Source organism: Psychrobacillus sp. NPDC058041 (genome assembly GCF_042885655.1).
GTDB lineage: Bacteria > Bacillota > Bacilli > Bacillales_A > Planococcaceae > Psychrobacillus.
Genome location: NZ_JBHVRO010000002.1, coordinates 229,105 through 249,246, shown reverse-complemented (window position 1 = coordinate 249,246; position 20,142 = coordinate 229,105). Strand labels below are relative to the sequence as shown.

Here is a 20,142-nt window from a genome sequence, read left to right as displayed (position 1 = left end):
TTACAGACATAGTGTTGAAAATCTTAAACGTACAAATGATGGCAAGTGGGAAGTGAAAGTCAAGAATGAAGCTGAAGGGAGTTCTTTATTTTTTATAAGTTAGTAGTGTTTCGACAAATTCTGCAGGCGTTTTGGAATTTGTTGCTCCTTTTTGATTGGCAATAATTTTCTCAGCTTGTTGAACTAGCAATGCAAGAGACTCTAAAAAAGTACCTGGAGTTAAATTCTCTTCTTCTAAAACAATACCAAAACCCTTTTTTTCAAAGTAATTTGCATTTAACACTTGATCCCCTCTACTTGCATGAATGGATAGAGGTATTAAAAGCATTGGTTTTTTTAACTGTAAAAACTCAAATATTGAGTTTGATCCTGCTCTAGTAATAACGTAATCTGATATTTTCAACAAATGAGGTAACTCGTTAGTGACATATTCAAAGGCAATATAATTTGGCTTACCTATTAAGGCAGTATTTAAGTTTCCTTTACCGCAAAGATGAATTATCTGATACTTTTTAGTTAATACATCTATATTTTCATAAATAGCTTCATTAATTTTTGCGGCACCCTGGCTACCGCCCATAATAATAATAGTCTCTTTGTTAGCCCTGAAACCAGTTAATTCTTCTGCAGTAAACGAATTTCCACTTAATAAATCAGGGCGAATAATTGCACCAATTGAAGAAGCTTTTTCTACAGGCAAGTATTTCAATGTTTCTTCAAATACTGTAAAAATATGCTTTGCAAAAGAACTAGCAATTTTATTTGCAAGCCCCGGGGTTATATCTGACTCATGTATAACTACTGGAATATTTGCAAGTTTTGCTGCTATTACTACAGGAACAGAAACAAAACCACCTTTTGAAAAAACAAGAGATGGCTTAACTTTTTTCAGTACTCTTGCCGCTTGCATTGTGCCATAAAGAACCTTGAAAGGATCAGAAAAGTTCTTTATGGAAAAATAGCGTCTTAGTTTTCCATTTGAAATCTCGTAATATGGAATTGATGGGAAGCTTTTTGTTATAATTGTTTTTTCAATTCCATCAGAAGAACCGATATAATGCAACTCATATCCTTTTTCGATTAAATCGGGAATAATTGCTTGGTTTAATGAAACATGTCCTGCAGTTCCTCCACCTGTTAAAACAATTGTGTTATTATTCATTAATAATCTCCTTACTATCTTATAACTTTAAAGGATGTATGCAAAATGAAAGAAACGAAAACATTATCAGAAAAAAGTTTTCAAATGATCAAGATAGTCGTTCCTATACTAGTCACACAAGTCGCCCTCTACTTAATGACATTTTTTGATGTTTTAATGACTAGTAAGTATAGTATTAACCATTTAGCAGGTGTTTCCATCGGTTCCTCCCTTTGGGTTCCTGTTTATACTGGACTAACCGGTATATTACTAGGCATTACGCCAATTGTATCACAATTAATAGGCGGGAAAAAGAAGGAAGAAGTACGTACATTTGTACAACAAGGATTTTATATTGCCATTGTGTTAGCAATCATTATATTTGTAGCTATTTTCTTATGTATTGATCCTGTACTTCAACGTATTCCTCTCGAGAATAGTGTACGCCTCGTTGCCAAGAATTTTTTATATATGATGAGTATTGGACTTATTCCTTTGTTTCTTTATAGTGTGCTTCGTTCTTTTATTGATGCATTAGGAAAAACGCGCATATCGATGATTATTACACTGTTATCTGCTCCAATTAATATTGCATTAAACTATGTATTTATTTATGGGAAATTCGGTTTTCCTGCTCTCGGAGGTGTTGGGGCAGGATTAGGTTCGGCACTAACATATTGGTTAATATTATTAATCGCTATTATTATCGTGTATCGTAACAAACCCTTCGCGGAATTAAAGATATTTCACGGTTGGAGTAAACCGTCCTTTTTAAAAATTGGAGCATTAACTAAAATAGGTATTCCTATAGGGTTATCCATATTTGCTGAGACAACCATTTTTTCGGCTGTAACTATACTTATGAGTACATATTCTACTGCTGTCATATCTGCACATCAAATTGCCATGAACTTTACCTCTCTTCTTTATATGGTTCCATTAAGTATTGCGATGGGAGCAACCATTTTAGTTGGTCATGAAGTTGGTGCAAATAGATTTAAAGATGCAAAAACATATAGTTGGTTGGCAGTAGGTACAGCGATTTTATTTAGCTTTTTCTCTGCGTCCATTTTACTTATATTTAGAGAACAAATTGCATCGATCTATACGAATGATCAATCAGTTATTACTCTGACTGTTCAATTTTTCCTCTTTGCAGCATTGTTTCAGCTTTCAGATTCCATTCAAGCACCAGTTCAAGGTGCACTTCGTGGATATAAAGATGTAACCATTACCTTTATAATGGCAATTGTTTCATATTGGATCATTGGGCTTCCAACTGGATATATTTTAGCAAATTATACTTCCTTTGAAAGATTCGGCTATTGGATTGGACTTATTGTTGGGCTAACATTTGGTGCTATCACTCTTGGTACAAGACTTCTTTACTTACAAAGAAAAATAAAGAAAAGCACAAGTGACCTTTAAGAGAACTTGTACTCTGCTATTTTAAAAGTGCGTTGTACCGCCCTCATAGAGAATATGATAGAGTCTAGATAGTTAATAATATTAAAGTAAGATTTTTATCGAAAACCAATGCTTTATAGTGTATTTTCAGTTTGACGACAAAAGTATTTTTATAAATGATTATGAATAGACAGTTAATCTCTATAATGAGGTTACCTCTTCCAATTAAAAGTAAAGATAGTGGATAACTATTATAAGGAATTGTTTACAAAGCAGGGACCACCACGAAGACTCCTGTGGGAATAGCTTGAACTGAATCCAAGCCCACGGAAACCGAAATGGCGGTCCCTGCCGAATTTAATATATAACTTTATACATCCAAAATTGAGTTTGTCTACAATCTAAAAATACTCTTAATAGTGTCATTTTTAATCTGTGATGCCCGTTTCAACAATTTTTACTTTCACAATAGGAGTTATCGTTATTGTTGTGTATATCTCATGCCATTTATCTTTCTCAAATAAATCTGGATGAAAGGCCCTTGCATCACGACCAATTCCAAGTGCGTCACAATTACCGTCATGTAATACCTTTAAAACCTCTTCCATTTTTTTAGTAAATGTCTCTTCTAAAAATTTTTCTATTTCTTGAAGCTCTTTTTTCTCTAAAAAATGATTTTTATAATATTCCACTACCCCTATTTTCATTTTATAATGAATTTCAATATGCTTACCGTCCCATTTCATTTTCCTTTGTAAATTGTCCACTTTAATCGTAAGAGGGATATCTTTATGTGTAAAAGTTAAATTAGGATACTTCCCTTTCTTCTTTTTCATTAATTGCAGTATGATGGATTCGTCTTTATTTAACGTTTTGCCCGAAAATTTTTTCTCGCTAAATAGTGCGAGTCCAACTAATTCTGGAATATCTCCAATATCTCCTTCTTTTGACATTTTGATATATGGCAAGGTTAAATCAATTGCTTCATCCTTTAAAACGGAAAGAGACTGCTGAATATCCGCTTTCGATAAAACAGATTCTAGTTTAAATCCCTCTACAAATTCACTGTAATAATTATTTACATCACTACCCATTTTTTCTCCATATTTTATAAATGGAGCTGTACTACCTACCGTGATTATTAGAACAGTATTCAACCGGCTCCTAGAATTTCGATAATATGCATCAAGGTAATTATCTAAATCACTTTTTACTGTATCATCAGATAATAATATACTTGTTAGTTTTGACAAATCCAATCTTTGATTTACTTTTTGATCTACTTTTTGAGCTACATCTTGTACAGATACACCTTTTTCCGATAACATTTCGAATTGCTCACTTTGATGTTGCTCTCCTGGCAATCCAAAATAGCCTGTTAAATTACCTATTTCGCCATCGAAACCAACCATAGGTATACTTGCAAAATCCTTGTTTAGCCTTTCATCCCAGCATCCACTTAATAAGATTAATACCATTATTAATATACTTATCTTTTTACTCACGCAATGACTTCCTCCATCCCTTAAGAAGAATAAATAATGGTAATAATATGCCAAAAATCAAGTGGCCGTACGCTAGTAAATCATTTGCTTTCTTTAATAAATCTCGTGACAATAAAAATATAGGGCAAATAAATATGATAAGATGTATGATTACTGTAAATTTGAAATGTGATTTATGCATTGTTTTATATAGATGAATACCTAAAAACATAAATAACGAGAGCGTTATTATACTCCACATCATCCAAAAATAAGTAAAAAACAAATCTAAGCGTTCTACAAAGGTTACGTCTTGTGCTTTTAATAAAAACATTATTGCAACTGGAATTACTTTTAATTCTTCCAAAGAAAAAAATAAAATGGTGAATAGGATAGTAATTAAAAAAAATAGAGTGAGAGCAATTTGGTAGTATAAAATCTGTTTTGTCTTTATTTCTCTTTTGTCTTGTACAAATGGGCGCAATAATAAGAAAGCTTCCAAACCGATAAAAGCACTTAGTGATTCTTTTGTCCCACCTATCCACTGGTCTTTATCAATATGCCCCATAGGAAAAAGATTAGTCCATATTAAATCAGGAACAGCAAGAAATAATACTCCCAAAAACAATATTATGAATGGAAGTAAAATAACTGAAATATTTAAAGGAACAGCATATTTGCTTATATTTGCATAAAAAGAAATAAAAACTATTATTCCAATAACAAGAAAATGTGGTGTTAAAGGAAAAACCCAAACAATTAGTAAAAAATCTATTGTTCCCAAAAAAACAATAACTACAACGTACCAATAAATTTGAAAAAGCCACTTTTCGAATTTATTTAATTGAAAGTATTTATAATACTTATTAAAAATGATTAACAATACTAAATGTAGTAAACTAACAAGGGTGAATACAATCCAAGCGTTTTGTCCAGCTGCTTTTATAACTCGAGTTTGGAGTGTTATAAAAATCGTACCAGTTTGAAGAATAAATAAAAATAAAAATAATTGTTTATTAGACAGAGTCCACTTATTCATTTTTCTTCAATCCTTTTTTGAAGAAATAAAAATTCTTTTGTCCCTCATTTGACTTATAATAAGGAGTTCTGAAAAAGACCGCAAACAGTTTTTTTGGTTCAAACGGAATTATTGGAGACAAATATGGTCGATTTAAAGACTGCAAATTTAACAGATGTATAAAAAGAATTAGAGATCCCATGACAAGACCAAAAAAACCGAATATCGAAGCAGCGATCATAAATGGGAATCTTAAAATACGTATTGATGTACTTAACTCTACTGATGGAATTACAAAGCTAGCAAGCGCAGTCAAGGCAACAACTATCACCATTAAATTAGAGGCAAGTCCCGCAGAAACGATTGCATCACCAATTACTAATCCCCCTACTACCCCGATAGTTTGACCTACTGGACTTGGTAATCTAATACTCGCTTCCCGTATTAGTTCAATTGTTATCTCTAAAAGAAACGCTTCGAATATGGGTCGAAAAGGAACATGACTGACAGAACTCTTCACTTCTTCCCCTAAATCTATTGGCACTATTTCAAAATGGAAACTAGCTACTGCAATATAAAAAGCCGGTAAAAAAATCGCTATAAAAAAACTAGCTAAACGAACTAATCGATAAAAGGAGCCTACTAATAACCTTCCATTATAATCATCCGGAGATTCATAAAAAGTAATTAGAGTAGTTGGAGCTATAAGTGCAGTAGGATCCGAATCTGCTAGAATGGCAATTCTACCTTCTGAAATATTTGCAACCACTCGATCTGGTCTTTCTGTGTTCAGAAACTGAGGAAATGGTGACCAAATCGCATCCTCTAAATAGTCTTCTAACTGCCCAGAGCCATATAACATATCTAACTCTATTTTAGATATCCTTTCTTTCAATACTTCCAATGCTCCTTGGTCTACTTTTGTACGCAAATATATAATGGAGACATTTGTATTAGTTGTAGATCCAATTACTAATCTTTCTATTTTCAAATCCGGTGTATTCATTCTTTTTCTTATTAAATTTATATTTACTTCAACATTTTCTACAAAGCCTTCATGGGATCCCCTTACCACATATTCATTTTGAGGTGATGAAGGTACCCTAGAAGCAATTTTAGGAATTATTATTCGAAGCATCGTATTTGATTTCGGAAATATTAGAACCGTCTCTCCTGTTGTAATACTTACCTCTAGTTGTTCTATCGAAAATTCTGTTTCCTCCGAAAACGGAGTAATTTTCCAATTCGGGTCATTTGTTTCGTATAATAGTTGTATATGATTAATTTGTTTCAGAACATTTTCTGTATCAATCATTGTTGAATAATAGCATAGTATTACAGGATCCTCATTCCATCGTAATTCTTTTGTAATAAAATCATAAGAATGGGAAAACGAACTTTTAAGAATTTCTATTGTTTCTTTATATACAACCACTAGATCACCCCTTCTCTTCGAAGTATGTCCTCTATGGTTTGAATATAAACGTAAGAAAAACCGGACAAAAAGTCGGCCGGTCCTTTCAAGAAGAGTAGTATATGAATGTCGTTGATATAGCGGTAGCTTTTCGCGGGCATGGCTTCAATCTCCACCTCACTGCGTTCCTGCGTGACCTTCCGTTCATGCACCTGCCGCTTCGCTTTCGGTGCAGAAAACATCTGCTATTCCAAAGAAGTCGCCGCCTCTGCTTCAATCAACTCGTATGCACAGGACGATTTATTATTGCATAGTAAGATAGATGACGTTTAAACACTATGTTCATTAGTTAGGGACTTACATTTTATCCTCTTAGCTATAGTTAGCTAAATCTTCTTAATAGGTACTACTCACTTAATGGATTGTAGTGAAAGGTGGCGACTCCAGCGGGATGAGTGAGACAGTTGAGCCATCCCAACGAACGCGTAGCGGCGGGGATGGCTCATCGCTCACCCCGCGGAACGCGTCCACTTGAAACGGAAATGCGCTGTATTATCTAATTCTTTTAAAGTACTATGAACACTAGTTAGTGAACTATATATTAACCGGATGCGCAAAATTTCACCAAAATTTTAAAAAGCAATAGCATCTCTTATTCAACATCTATCACAGGATGGCATGATCACTACGTTTTCTTATACTAATTCTATCCTCTTAGCGATAGCTAGCTAAATCTTTTATTAGGCACTACTCACTTAATAGATTATAGTGAAAGGTGGCGACTCCAGCGGGATGAGTGAGACAGATGGGCCTTCACAACGAACGCGTCTACCTGAAACGGAAATCCTCGGTATTTTTTAATTCCTTAAAGTACTATGAACACTGGTTTCGCAGGACGATAATGAATATTAAAAAGCCTACCAAGTGTAAAACTTGGTAGGCTCTGAATATATTATTTACCTATAAATTGTTGTGTCCAATAGAATCCACTATCTGATAATCCAACTCCGATATGTGTAAATGAAGGATTCATAATGTTTTCTCTATGTCCTGGTGATTTCATCCATGCATCTACTACTTCTGCAGCGCTACGTTGTCCCATAGCGATGTTTTCACCTGCTGATTTATAAGTGATGCCAAGTGATTTCATTTGATCAAATGGAGAACCAAAAGTTGGACTAGTATGATCAAAATAGTTTTTGTTTTTCATATCTTGTGATTTAGCTTGTGCTGATTGAGTAAGTTTTACATCAATTTGTAAAGCTTTTAGTCCTTCTTTTGCACGTTCTTTGTTTGTTAAATCAACAACTTCTTGAACTGCTGCTGGAACTTTTACTTCTTGACTGTTATTTGGTGGTGTTTGTTGAGTTACAGGTTGCTGCACAGGAGTAACTGGTTTGTCAGCTACTGGTTTTTGAACTGGTGTAACTGGTGTTTCTGTTACTGGTTTTTTTACCGGTGTAACTGGTGTTTCTGCTACTGGTTTTTTTACCGGTGTAACTGGTTTATCAGCTACCGGTTTTTTTACTGGAGCAGCTGGTGTTAAAGCTCCTTGTAGTTGATTTTCTATAAGTTTATCTATTGTCTGATTTGATGGAACAAAAGAGTTAAAATTAAAGTTCTCTAAATTTTTCCAATTATACTGAGTCATAAATTCAAATGGTGAGTTCCATTGATACATTACAACTGTTGCTTTTGCCTCGGAAGTAGTATTTGAATTTCCACTTGTCATCGCTGCATTTGCTGTATTCGTTGATAACAATAAGCCACCTGCTAGTAATCCAACAATGATAGAATGTTTTTTATTCATTTTCATTTCCTCCTTCTTTTGTGCACCCCTATTGTAAACATAGGATCGGAGGAAATTTTTAAATAATATTTACCAACACGTCCAGTTGGATAAAAGATATTGGTCAGACTAGCAAACTACAAGACTATTATTGGTTAACTTGACCAACTGGATCAAAATTTACACTTCGTAACCTGTTGACAGTTTTAAATATTCTTCTTTATATACATCTTCTAGTCTGAGTTTTTCTTCTAAAGAGAGAGTACTTATTTGGATACGAGAAATAGCAAGTTTATATTTTTTCTCTACTGATTGCCTTGCTCTTGGGTGGGTAAATTCATCTTTCAACTCAGATTGAATTACCTTTCGAATTTCTTCTTCTGTTTGAATTTTTTCCAATGCAATTCTTCCTTTATATAACCGTTGAAAAGCATTAATCATTCGAATTATCTCCTAGAATATCTATCTTATCTACTTGATCACCTATTATAACAATCTGAGGCTGCATTTTAACGAATTCGGGAATCCACTGGACCATTCCATATGCAAATTGAAATAAAAAGGGGTATTTATGACCTTTCAATGGTATATAACCTTTCATTCGATAAATGCTGTCAGGTAGTCCTCTTACCCATTCTTCAAATCTATCTTTATCAACCGATTCTTCAAAAATATGCAATCGAGAAGAAAGAAAAAGCTGCTTTCCAAGAGCTGTTTTGTTTATATCTTTTTCATGAAATGTGGCTTCCATTTTCCTTACTAGAGATATAGGAATTTTACTATTCGCTGTTTGTATAAGTGGTGCGGTATTGTTTAAAGCTTGGATTTGCATTGTAACTGAAGCAATTTCGGACTCCGTAAGCAAATCAGTTTTATTTGCTACAATTAAATGTGCATGTCTTATTTGTTCTAGAAATAGCATTCTAGTTTGTGGAGTCATTTTATCTCGATCTATCCACCTTTTACAATCTGCTACAGTTATAATGCCTTTCATATTTAACCTACTTGCAAATAGAGGTGAAAAAACGGAATCCATTGCCTCAACGGGATGTGCAGCTCCGGTTGTCTCTATTAATAATACATCGAAGCTTTCTCCCTCTAATAGCATTTGAAGTTGTGCCTCCATTTTTTCAGACCCTGTACAGCAAATACATCCTTCCAGCATCTCTTTTAATGGTACATCATTATCGACTGCTCTACTGTCAAAAGCCAATTTACCCAATTCATTCATGATTACTGCTGGCTTTAATCCTTCAGCTTTAAATTGTGCGATTAAATGAGTTAATAAAGAAGTTTTGCCACTTCCCAAAAAACCACTTAACAAATATACATCTCTCAAAGTTTTTTTCTCCCTTCTTCATATAGAAAAAGCTGACCAATTCGGCCAGCTTTTTATTTTATTAAGCTCAAATTTTCCAATTGTATGATATGGAACGATTAATGCACTCCGCAAATTAACCTCCTACGAAATTTTGTGAAATCTTTCGAGGTTTACAGGTTTAAAAGGAGTTATAGGAACAATCGCTATTTAAAATCTGTGCGGAGGACCTAGTCCCTTATTTTTTTAGAAGCTCTAATACCACTTCTTTTGCTTTTTGTAACTGCGGATCATCTTTTACTATTTTTTCACGAAGTTTATCCATTAAAACAAAGGATGTTTCTCCTGTTAACTCACCTGTTGATGCAATATTATTATCCGTCTGAAACTTTTTCACAGATTTAGCAAATTGAGCATCGAAATTTTCATTCACTTCTCCCACTTCATACCCAATTGCCTTCATCATTTCTTTGGCATTCTGTATAGCTTCAGATGATTGATTTTCTTTTAATATTACAGACGGATCTAACGGCGCAAGCATTGCATAAGAAGGATAATCTACAACATAGTCCGGAGCAATCCCTTTCTCATGAATCCAATTACCTTTAGGTGTTAACCATTTTGCTGTTGTAATTTTAATGTTAGATCCATCTGGTAGATCATTTACTGTTTGAACTGTCCCTTTACCAAATGAATTTAATCCAACCAATGGAACTTTAGCGGATTCACTCAAAGCACCAGCTAAAATTTCGGATGCAGATGCACTACCACCATCAATTATTAAAGAAACAGGCACTTTTAATTTCTTTCCAGGTGATGCAGTTGTTACATCAGTACTCCCCTTATCTTCGATTTGAAGAATTGGTTTTCCATCTTCAACAAATAAATTAGAAATATCAATAGCTCTATTAAGGAGTCCACCAGGATTTTGTCGCACATCTAATACTAATGCTTTCATCCCTTGCTTATTCATCTCATCAATAGCTTTCAGTAGTTCATCATAGGTATTCGTTGAGAAGCTTGATATAACGATATGAGCAACATTATCTCCAACCATTTCAGCATAAACAGTTTCTATCGGAATATCATCACGAACGATTTTTATATCCATCGTAGCATTTTCACCACGATTCACCGTAAGATTAACTTCGGTTCCTTTTTTACCACGAATTAGTAGTACTGCTTCAGAAGCAGTAAAACCTTTAATATCTTTTCCATCAACCGACAATATTTTGTCATTTGGTAATAAACCAGCTTTTTCTGCTGGAGAATTTTTAATAGGAGAAACTATTGTTATTACTCCGTCTCTCTCTTGAATTTCTGCACCTATTCCTTGAAAACTTGAAGAAATACTCTCATTAAATTGAGAGGCTTCTTCTTTATTCATGTAATCAGAATATGGATCATCTAACGCATCTATCATTCCATTAATCGCACCATTAACAATAGCATCTTGATCAATATCTTTATAGTATTCTTCTTTTAATTTGTCATAAGCAAGATATAACTTAGAGAACTCTGCACGCTCTGATTGAGGTTTCAACTCCCCTACAAGCTTATCCGTCCCTATAGTAAGAGAAAACATTGTAATCGCTGCTGTCCCTATTACTAAGGCAAAAATCATAATTAGAAAAACAATTGGTTTCATCTTTATATAACGAGACGCTGTTTTTATTTCGGATGATTCTACTTCTTCGTTTGATTGCTTTTGTTCGTCCAAATTTTTCACCCTTTTCCAAAAAAACTTAAAGACATTTTAAAAATAGACTGTCATCAAAATGACAGTCTATTTATGAAGATAAGAACTATCATAGAAGAAAATCTTTGTAAGACGTTGAAAATCTTAGTCTAGAATAGCGGCTTCTAATGCAACTACAATCATGTCATTGAAAGTTGTTTGACGCTCTTCAGAAGAAGTTGCTTCCCCTGTAATTATATGGTCACTTACAGTTAATACGGAAAGAGCTTGACGACCGAATTTAGCAGCTAAAGTATATAGCGCTGCAGATTCCATTTCAACTGCAAGTACACCATAATCAGCCCATTTTTCGTTTTGAGCATTCTCATTGTAGAATAAATCCGCAGTGAATACGTTTCCTACCTTTAGACTCAAACCAGCTTCTTTACCAACATTATATGCTTTATATAATAAATCAAAATCCGCTGTTGGCGCATAACTAACATCATTTAATAATACTTTGTTCAAAGTAGAATCCGTTGAAGCACTTTGAGCAAGAATCACGTCACGTACTTTTACATCTTTTTGGATTGCTCCACAAGTACCAACACGTATTAACTTTTGTACATCATAATCGTTCATTAACTCATGTACGTAAATAGAAATAGAAGGAACACCCATACCAGTACCTTGGACAGAAATTCTTTTCCCTTTATATGTACCCGTATATCCAAACATATTCCGAACTTCGTTATATTGAACAACATCTTCTAAAAATGTTTCAGCAATATATTTCGCGCGAAGTGGATCGCCTGGCAGTAAAATTGTATCCGCAATTTCACCTTTTTTTGCACCAATGTGTATACTCATTTATTTGACCTCATTTCTATTACTTATCGGATTAATGATACATTTTTTCAAATGGAATTGCAATAATATTGCTAGTAAATAGCTTCTATATATAGTTCCCAAAGCTCATCAAAAACAGTAGCACTCATATTCGGATGTGCAAGTTCTTCAATATACTTTGATAAGGAATCAAAATCAACTTCTGCTTTAGGGAAATCATGTTGATTAAACATGACTTCTGCAAACATTGCTTTTTTGTCCTTCTTTTGTCCCCCTCGGAATTTTAAAGCAAATAAATAAAACGATTGATGCATAATTTTTCTCCACCTTTAGTCATGAAGTAATAGAAGATTCAAAAATATATAGATAATTTAATCTAAAAGAAGTAAACTTAAAAATATTAATAGGTATTACTAGTAGAAAGGGTTGATATGGTTGTTTAAGGGGATCAGTAAAAAAATTAAACCATTGAAGTTACCGAAAGTTAATAAACATGAAAAGAAGAGGGTTAAAGAGAAAAGAAAACCTTTCATTACTTTATTTAAAAACAAGAAAAATAAAGAAAGAAAGCTTTCTGCTTCATCCAAAACAAATATTTTAAACTCAATAAGAGGTCGAGTCCTTCTCATCTTTTCCGTACTTATTATAATCTTAATATCAATGCTTGTCTTAACTTCGACTAAAATGTATTCATCTCAACAAGCATTAGAGAAGTTTACTAATGTCGATATTAAAGAGCAAATGATGGTGAATCAAATTTCGACTGAAATTAATCAACTTGCTTACGCAGAACAAAGCTATATTATTACTGGTAAAACAAATTATATGGGAAGTCATAAAAAATATAAAGATGCAATTATTACTCATTTAAAAGAATTAAATGAAACCTATAAAGATAGACCTGAAGAATTACAAAAAATACAATCTATTCAACAATTTTTCAATACTTATCTTCAATATTCAGAACGAGTGATTAAAATACGAGATGAATCTGGAATTGAATCTGCACAAAAATTGGTAAACGCTGGAAACGGCAAAACCGCAATGAATTACGTAGATGTACATATCGAATCGATGAATGAAATTTTAGCTAAAAACAACGCTAAACAAATAGCACTTTTAAAGAAAAGCAATAATACTTCCTTATACTTATTCATCGCGTTAACTATTTTTTCAGTAGCTTTAACAATTTCTTTTGGAATTTATCTATTTCTTTCTATAAAAAAGAGCACTTATGCGATCAACCGTTCAATCCTAGATATTGCCCAAGCGGGTGGTGACTTAACTCGTCGCGTGAAAGTACGTTCAAAAGATGAGTTTGGTGAAATCGCTGAAAGTACAAATGTTTTAATCGGCTCTATTGCAAATCTTGTTAAAAGAGTTAGTTTACTTACCGAAAATGTTTCAGCTAGTGGACAAGAACTAATGGCTTCATCAGATGAAACAGCAATTACTATACAATCTATAGCAGACTCAACTAATGAAATCGCTGCTGGAAGTGAACAAACCATGAGAAGTATGAATATCGCCATTCAAAAGATGAACTCACTTGAAGAGGCAACAAGGTATTTAAATAATGATGCTCAATCAGTAAAAGAGGCTACCGATCAAATGATGATTGCTGCTCAGAGAGGTGCAGAATCGGTACACCACTCTGGTGATGTTATGATGAAAATTGAGGAAACAATGGCTAACACCTCACAAACCGTTGAAGCACTGGGAACAAAATCATATGAAATTACTTCAATTATTAAAACAATTACTGCAATTGCTGAACAAACAAATCTACTTGCTTTAAATGCGGCGATTGAGGCTGCAAGAGCTGGTGAACATGGTCGTGGATTTGCAGTGGTAGCGGATGAAGTTCGTAAACTTGCTGAGCAATCTCAAAAAGCAGCTAAAGAAGTAACTAGTATTGTGACATCGATTCAAATAGAAGTTACTTCAATCGTAAAACAAAATCATGAAGGTGTAGAAAATGTGATTCGTGGTGTAGAAGTTGCAAATGAAACTAATACATCTTTAGAACAAATTATGAACCAAACTAATGAAACGATTACAATAATTGACAAGATGGTAAATCAAATCGAAGAAACACTTAGCTTTAGTCAAGAAGTTGCTGCTTCTTTTATTGAGGTTAACCAAATTGCAGAAAATACTGCTACAAATACAGAAACATCTGCAGCTGCTGCTCAAGAAGGTTCTGCTGCTATGGAAGAAATCAATGCTTCCGCTGTTGAATTATCTAACCAAGCAGACGAACTTCGAAAAGTTGTAAATGAATTTAAATTGTAATTGAGAAAAGCGTAACTCCTTTAAGTGCATCTGGTCTTTACTATTGCTAGAGTGCTTTAGATCAAACAATGGCTACACTATTATCGGGGGAAATTTTGTGGATTGATAAGTGACGGCGTCACTTATCAATCCACTTTTTTCTCTAATCCTGTGGTGAATGCTTGTCCGTCCCCCACTTGGAATGTGTAGTTACATAATGCATTTGGTTCGGTTAATGAAAGATAAAATTCTATTCGGACGAAGATACAATTTCGTCCGTTCAACGCTTCTTTAGCGCTTCTGACTTTAAAAACAAATACCTACTACACTTTATACATTCAAGTGTAGTAGGTATTATTTGTTCTTAAGCATATTGAATTGCAATTAATTATCAGAATTGTTCGTGACACATGGACGCTTCTAGAACAATTTCAAATAATCTTCATAACCCTCATCTTCAAGCTTGGCCTTTGGTATAAATCGTAAAGAAGCTGAGTTTATACAATAACGTAGTCCTGTTTCTTCTTGTGGTCCATCAGGAAAAACATGTCCTAGATGTGAGTTTGCCGTCTTACTTCTTACTTCTACTCTTCTCATCCCATGACTATCATCAAAATGTTCAACCACTTCTTGAGATTCAATTGGTCTCGTAAAACTTGGCCACCCACAACCTGCATTGTATTTATCTTTCGAATGAAATAATGGTTTTCCTGATACGATATCTACATAAATCCCCTCTTCAAAATGCTTATCATACTCATTTTGAAAAGGTGGCTCTGTACCATTTTGTTGTGTCACGTAATATTGCATATCCGTTAATTTGTCTTTCATTTAGAATCCCTCCATGTTTTTTCGATATATGCAGCTCTTCCAGAACCGACATAATACCGATTATAATGAGCCGGATTTTTCTTATAGTAATCTTGATGGTAGGTTTCGGCTGGGTAAAACTCTTTTGAAGGTAATATTTTCGTAGCTATTTTTGAATGAAACTTTTTTGACGCCTCTAATTCTTTTTTCGATTTTTCTGCTTTTTCGTGCTGTATTTCATTATGATAAAATATAGCAGTTTGATAAGAACTCCCCTTATCAAAAAACTGCCCTTCTTCATCTGTCGGATCTATATTCATCCAGAAGATTTCTAATAGCTGATCATATGAGAAAATCTCTGGATTATAAGTAATTTGAACAGCTTCATAATGACCTGTATTATTAGAACAAACTTGTTCATAAGATGGATTCTTAACATGACCACCCGTATAGCCAGATATTACACTTTCAATACCTTCAAAAGTATCAAATGGTTTAACCATACACCAAAAACACCCACCTGCAAATGTTGCCTTTTCCATGTTATATCCTCCTCACTCATCTGGGATTATTATCTCTAATTTAATAACGTCTTCAACTAAATTCAATTCTTTGGCTCGTACATGAACTCCAGAAGACATTGGAATACTAGCTAATTGTATTAAAACTTCTTTGTCAGAAGGTTTGACAATCATCCAATTTGGAAGTTGAATTGAGTCTTTTAATACCTTTAATACTGTTTCTGGGGGGAGTTTTAATTTTCCAATTTCTAAAGATGATTGCACTAATCGAATATCTCCGTTTTCTTCAACAAAAGGTTCGAAATACATTTTCACAGGAATATTAGTAGAAAAAATAATTAATTCAGAAGTCAAAATCACTTGATCTTTTAATTCCAGCTTTAAAGGTAAAGGTTTCCCAGCAACCGCTTTTTTCATAAACGTATTAGCAATACCCTCAAAATCCTCTTTCGTAGAGTTTACTGTCAGCACATTCCCCGTATAATTAGTTGTTTCTAACTGTTCTTCCGATGAATCAGATGGAGTTGATATCCAATAAAATAATCCAACCACTAATCCAAGTAATATTAGTACAAGTAAAAAGAATGCTATTTTCCATTTGTTCATCTCTTCAACTCCTTAAAACAACAATTCCCTATTTTCCTCATCTATAAAACCGCATTCTACTAAAGATCTTATTATTGTTTCTTCCATCAATTGATATCCCTTACTATTCGGATGAAAAAAATCCGTGTGATATACTAAATCCTTATTTGTATCAAAAAGTTTTTCTATAGGGACAAAGCATGCATTCCCATCGTTTTTAGCAATATTTTCTATTGTTTTATTCCAATCATTAATAATTGCATCAAATTCACTAGACTCTTCGGTAACAACTGATACCGGATTATAAAGCCCAATTAATACTATTTTTCCGTTACTATTAATCTTACGAATCTTATCAATAATTTTCATATAATTATTTTCAAACGAAACTAAACCTTTCTCGAAGGATTCTACCTTCAAGTTAAATAAATCTTTTTTCACAATTTTCATTAAATCATTTCCACCAATAGTGATCATCATAATATCTGCATTTCGAATTGCATAATCAAAATCACCATTTTTAAGAAGTTTTAGTAATTGGTCACTTCTTCTACCTCTTAATGCAGTATTGGTTAAAACAACATCTTCTATTCCATTAAATTGTAAAAAATCTCTTTTTACTCTTCCTATATAGCCTTCTTTTTTTAACTCATCTCCTACACCTTTTGTAAGGGAGTCGCCAATACCAACCATCTGTAATGTTCTTGGGAAAAACGAATAAGGAATAACATATTCCTCGAAAGAAATGGATTCCTTTTCCGTAAAGTCTAATGTAAAAGTATCATGATTATCACAACCACCTAATAAAATGATACATAATAAGTAAAAAATGTACTTCATTCATAACTCCTTTCAATAAGAAATGCCCGAGATTCAAGCATGGCAGTGCAAATGCCTGACTTTATTATTTGATAAGTAAAGCGCAAGCGCCCTTCAGATGCACTTTGGTCTCCGATCAGTTTTTTTCCGAAGCTTACCGTGGTCGAAAAATCGAGAATCCTCGTTGCTCTGCTCCTGTGGGTCTCGATTACTCCGCTTTCCCGCAGGAGTCGAGTGGTCGCTTTTACAAACAACTAAAAGAAGGGCAAACGTTTTGTCCATCCACTAGAAATGAACTATTAGAAAAAAATTATGATTGGAAGATCCTTCATAAAGAGTCACCATTGAAGCACTTCAAGCCATTGTGAATATTGGTTTCCTAGTATAATAAATTCATATAGTTACTTACCTTTAAAAATAAAAGCAGGGAAATTCCCCTGCTTTCCTATTACCTACTCCGTCATATACATGAATCCTATAGCGCCTGGTCCCGTATGTGTACTAATGATGGGAGAAGTAAAAGAGACTTGGATTTGCTTAAAGCCCGATTCTTCAATTAGCTTCATTAATGGTGCTGCCATTGATAAACCGTTTGCATGAGAAATCCCAACTGCTTTTACTATTTTTCCTTTTGTATCTTCTGAAAATTGTTTAAATAAAAAACTAACTACTTGTTTATGACTTCTTACTTTTGTTATTGGCGTATAGACACCGCCAGCTAAACTAGCAATTGGTTTAATCGATAACAACGAGCCTAATATGGCAGATCCTTTACCGATTCTCCCGCCTTTTACTAAATTATCGAGGGTATCCACTACTACATACAAATTAGTGTTAGTTTGAATTTTATTTAACTTTTTCAAAATTGTCTCTAATGTTTCTCCCCTATGAGCCATTCTCGCTGCTTCTTCTACCTGGAAGGATAATGCAAAAGAAATAAATTTTGAATCAATGACTGTGACATCAGATTCAGACATTTCAGCCGCAGCTTCTGCCGACTTCACCGTTCCACTCATGCCACCAGTCATATGTATGGATAATATTTGATCTCCATTTTCTCCAAGTTTATCATATAATTCCTTAAAGACACCTGCTGCAGGCTGAGATGACTTCGGTAATTCTTTTGATGAACCCATTTTATCTAAAAACTCTTCTGGTTGAATATTTACTCCGTCAACAAATGATTCTCCGTCTATTTGAAGAGTCAATGGAACAACATGAATTTGAAAGGTTTCTATCAACTCTTTTGATAAATCCGCCGTTGAATCCGTTACAATATGAATTTTAGACACTAAAACCCTTCTTTCCTCTAAACACCAATTATAAGAAGAATTGCTATTACGACTTTTTGTATATTAGACATTTTACTTTTTTTCATAAAGTATTTGATATTGATTTAGTGTCGATACTGTGGATTCTTTCTTCAATATATGACTGTAAAATTAATATTTGAACTTTTGATTATCTAATTTTAATGAAAAATTTTTAGCAATATCTCAATAATGGGTTTTATTTCTTCTTTTTATCATAAATTAAATAGGAGTAAGTTATCCCATCAACTGTCTGCATTTCTTCCGTAGTATCGACAAGTATCCATTCATCACTATTATAAGGGGGAAAGAATGTATCTCCTTCAAAAACATTTTGAATATAAGTAATGTAAAGACGATCCGCTTTTGATAGTACTTCTTTAAAAATTTGTTCTCCGCCGATAATCATTACTTCTTCGTGAAAACTTTCTGCAATTTTTAGTGCTTCTTCAATCGAACTAACTACTTCAGCACCATCCACTTTATAGGAAGGATTTCTTGTAATAATGATATTTTTTCGTCCAGGAAGAACTCTTCCAATGGATTCATACGTTTTCCTACCCATAACAATGGCTTTACTCATCGTTTTATTTTTAAAATAGGCTAAATCGCCTGGTATATGCCAAGGCATTTTATTGTCGAGTCCCATTACCCTGTTTGGATCATGTGCTACTATTAAAGAAATCATTTATACTTCCTCCAGTCATATTTTAAACAGCAATAGGTGCCTTTATACGAGGATGTGGGTCGTAGCCCTCTAGGAAAATATCCTCTAATTCAAAATCAAATATAGATTTTTTATCCGAAGAAAGTATTAATGTTGGCAGTGGTTTTGGATTACGGTTTAATTGAGTATCCACTTGTTCCATATGATTTGAATATAGATGTGCATCACCAAGAGTATGGACAAATTCTCCAACCTCTAAATCACATTCCTTCGCTATTAAATGTGTTAATAACGCATAAGATGCAATGTTAAATGGCACTCCTAAAAAAACATCGGCACTACGTTGATACAATTGACATGAAAGCTTTCCTTTCGCTACGTAAAATTGCATGAAGGAGTGACAAGGCGGAAGAGCCATCTCATCAACTTCGGCTGGATTCCATGCTGTAATGATATGTCTACGTGAATCAGGATTATTTTTTATTTGGTCAATTAGGTTCTTGAGTTGATCAATTGTTTCTCCGTTATGCCCTGGCCATGAACGCCATTGTTTTCCATAAACTGGTCCTAGATCACCAAATTCCTCAGCAAATTGGTCATCTGATAATATTTTTGCACAAAATTTTTCCATTTGTTCATCGACAATGCTTTTAAATGTAGGATCATTAGCAGCTCTAACTCCAAAATTAGTCATATCTGGTCCTTCATAACTTTCACTTTTCACCCATTTTTCAAAAGCCCATTCATTCCAAATATGATTATTAGCTTCTATTAAAGTTTTGACATTCGTATTACCTTTAATAAACCATAATAACTCACTCACTACTAAACGAAATGCTATCTTTTTTGTAGTACACAGTGGAAAACCTTTCTCTAAATCAAAACGCATTTGATAACCAAATACACTTTTAGTACCAGTTCCAGTCCTATCTTCTTTCATTAAGCCATAGTCTTTTATATGTCTACATAAATTTAAATACTGCTCCATTTGTAAAGCCCCTTTTTTACCTTCTAGTCTTGAATTCATTATAACGAAAAAATGCCCTCTTGACGACAAG

19 protein-coding genes are annotated in these 20,142 nt (G+C 33.7%); 2 read left to right on the top strand and 17 right to left on the bottom strand.

Annotation, left to right across the window (positions count from 1 at the left end; translation table 11 throughout):
- Positions 1 to 85: 85 nt before the first annotated feature.
- Positions 86 to 1,162, bottom strand: a complete 1,077-nt coding sequence (locus ACFVR1_RS03755) for an undecaprenyldiphospho-muramoylpentapeptide beta-N-acetylglucosaminyltransferase (protein ID WP_387580539.1) — start codon at positions 1,160 to 1,162, stop codon at positions 86 to 88.
- A 45-nt stretch (positions 1,163 to 1,207) separates the two neighbouring features.
- On the opposite strand from ACFVR1_RS03755, the gene ACFVR1_RS03750 reads away from it, so the two are divergent.
- Positions 1,208 to 2,569, top strand: coding sequence for an MATE family efflux transporter (locus tag ACFVR1_RS03750; protein ID WP_387580537.1), 1,362 nt, complete (start codon positions 1,208 to 1,210; stop codon positions 2,567 to 2,569).
- 407 nt (positions 2,570 to 2,976) lie between these two features.
- Here the strand turns inward: ACFVR1_RS03750 and ACFVR1_RS03745 are convergent, their stop codons facing one another.
- From ACFVR1_RS03745 to ACFVR1_RS03705, 9 genes are all read right to left on the bottom strand, one after another.
- Positions 2,977 to 4,053, bottom strand: a complete 1,077-nt coding sequence (locus ACFVR1_RS03745; protein WP_387580535.1) for a Ger(x)C family spore germination protein — start codon at positions 4,051 to 4,053, stop codon at positions 2,977 to 2,979.
- Positions 4,046 to 5,071 carry a GerAB/ArcD/ProY family transporter gene (locus ACFVR1_RS03740; protein WP_387580532.1) on the bottom strand — a complete coding sequence of 342 codons (1,026 nt, stop codon included), beginning with the start codon at positions 5,069 to 5,071 and terminating at the stop codon, positions 4,046 to 4,048. The genes ACFVR1_RS03745 and ACFVR1_RS03740 overlap by 8 nt, the downstream gene beginning before the upstream one ends.
- A complete protein-coding gene (locus ACFVR1_RS03735; protein WP_387580530.1) occupies positions 5,064 to 6,485 on the bottom strand; it encodes a spore germination protein in 1,422 nt (473 codons plus the stop codon). Before ACFVR1_RS03735 ends, ACFVR1_RS03740 begins: the two co-directional genes overlap by 8 nt.
- 931 nt (positions 6,486 to 7,416) lie before the next feature.
- Complete coding sequence (locus ACFVR1_RS03730) at positions 7,417 to 8,274, bottom strand: CAP domain-containing protein (RefSeq protein WP_387580527.1); 858 nt, start codon at positions 8,272 to 8,274, stop codon at positions 7,417 to 7,419.
- Between the two features lie 159 nt (positions 8,275 to 8,433).
- Entirely contained in the window at positions 8,434 to 8,694 is a 261-nt protein-coding gene (locus ACFVR1_RS03725) for a hypothetical protein (RefSeq protein WP_387580524.1), read from the bottom strand.
- A complete protein-coding gene (locus ACFVR1_RS03720; RefSeq protein ID WP_387580521.1) occupies positions 8,687 to 9,592 on the bottom strand; it encodes a CobW family GTP-binding protein in 906 nt (301 codons plus the stop codon). Before ACFVR1_RS03720 ends, ACFVR1_RS03725 begins: the two co-directional genes overlap by 8 nt.
- A 217-nt stretch (positions 9,593 to 9,809) precedes the next feature.
- Positions 9,810 to 11,291 (bottom strand): lmo1851 family serine protease, encoded by a 1,482-nt coding sequence (locus ACFVR1_RS03715; protein WP_387580518.1) that lies wholly within the window; start codon positions 11,289 to 11,291, stop codon positions 9,810 to 9,812.
- A gap of 123 nt (positions 11,292 to 11,414) precedes the next feature.
- Positions 11,415 to 12,119: a purine-nucleoside phosphorylase gene (gene deoD, locus ACFVR1_RS03710; protein ID WP_387580515.1), complete on the bottom strand. Its 705-nt coding sequence runs from the start codon at positions 12,117 to 12,119 to the stop codon at positions 11,415 to 11,417.
- Positions 12,120 to 12,190: 71 nt separating this feature from the next.
- Positions 12,191 to 12,412 (bottom strand): YozE family protein, encoded by a 222-nt coding sequence (locus ACFVR1_RS03705; RefSeq protein WP_387580512.1) that lies wholly within the window; start codon positions 12,410 to 12,412, stop codon positions 12,191 to 12,193.
- A 121-nt stretch (positions 12,413 to 12,533) separates the two neighbouring features.
- Between ACFVR1_RS03705 and ACFVR1_RS03700 the strand changes: the two genes are divergently transcribed.
- Positions 12,534 to 14,393 (top strand): methyl-accepting chemotaxis protein, encoded by a 1,860-nt coding sequence (locus tag ACFVR1_RS03700; RefSeq protein WP_387580510.1) that lies wholly within the window; start codon positions 12,534 to 12,536, stop codon positions 14,391 to 14,393.
- 399 nt (positions 14,394 to 14,792) lie between these two features.
- Here the strand turns inward: ACFVR1_RS03700 and msrB are convergent, their stop codons facing one another.
- The 7 genes from msrB to ACFVR1_RS03665 all read right to left on the bottom strand — a co-directional run bounded on the left by msrB (position 14,793) and on the right by ACFVR1_RS03665 (position 20,072).
- Complete coding sequence (gene msrB / locus ACFVR1_RS03695) at positions 14,793 to 15,203, bottom strand: peptide-methionine (R)-S-oxide reductase MsrB (RefSeq protein ID WP_387580507.1); 411 nt, start codon at positions 15,201 to 15,203, stop codon at positions 14,793 to 14,795.
- Positions 15,200 to 15,724 (bottom strand): peptide-methionine (S)-S-oxide reductase MsrA, encoded by a 525-nt coding sequence (gene msrA / locus ACFVR1_RS03690; RefSeq protein ID WP_387580504.1) that lies wholly within the window; start codon positions 15,722 to 15,724, stop codon positions 15,200 to 15,202. The genes msrB and msrA overlap by 4 nt, the downstream gene beginning before the upstream one ends.
- A 12-nt stretch (positions 15,725 to 15,736) precedes the next feature.
- The gene (locus ACFVR1_RS03685) at positions 15,737 to 16,309 is read right to left on the bottom strand and encodes a YpmS family protein (protein ID WP_387580502.1); all 573 of its coding nucleotides are present in this window, start codon (positions 16,307 to 16,309) and stop codon (positions 15,737 to 15,739) included.
- A 12-nt stretch (positions 16,310 to 16,321) separates the two neighbouring features.
- Positions 16,322 to 17,128 carry a GDSL-type esterase/lipase family protein gene (locus tag ACFVR1_RS03680; protein ID WP_387580500.1) on the bottom strand — a complete coding sequence of 269 codons (807 nt, stop codon included), beginning with the start codon at positions 17,126 to 17,128 and terminating at the stop codon, positions 16,322 to 16,324.
- Between the two features lie 431 nt (positions 17,129 to 17,559).
- A complete protein-coding gene (locus ACFVR1_RS03675) occupies positions 17,560 to 18,399 on the bottom strand; it encodes a DegV family protein (protein ID WP_387580497.1) in 840 nt (279 codons plus the stop codon).
- Between the two features lie 217 nt (positions 18,400 to 18,616).
- On the bottom strand, positions 18,617 to 19,105 hold the full coding sequence (locus ACFVR1_RS03670; RefSeq protein ID WP_387580494.1) for a dihydrofolate reductase: 489 nt from the start codon (positions 19,103 to 19,105) through the stop codon (positions 18,617 to 18,619).
- 22 nt (positions 19,106 to 19,127) lie between these two features.
- Positions 19,128 to 20,072 carry a thymidylate synthase gene (locus ACFVR1_RS03665; protein ID WP_387580492.1) on the bottom strand — a complete coding sequence of 315 codons (945 nt, stop codon included), beginning with the start codon at positions 20,070 to 20,072 and terminating at the stop codon, positions 19,128 to 19,130.
- Between the last annotated feature and the right edge of the window lie 70 nt (positions 20,073 to 20,142).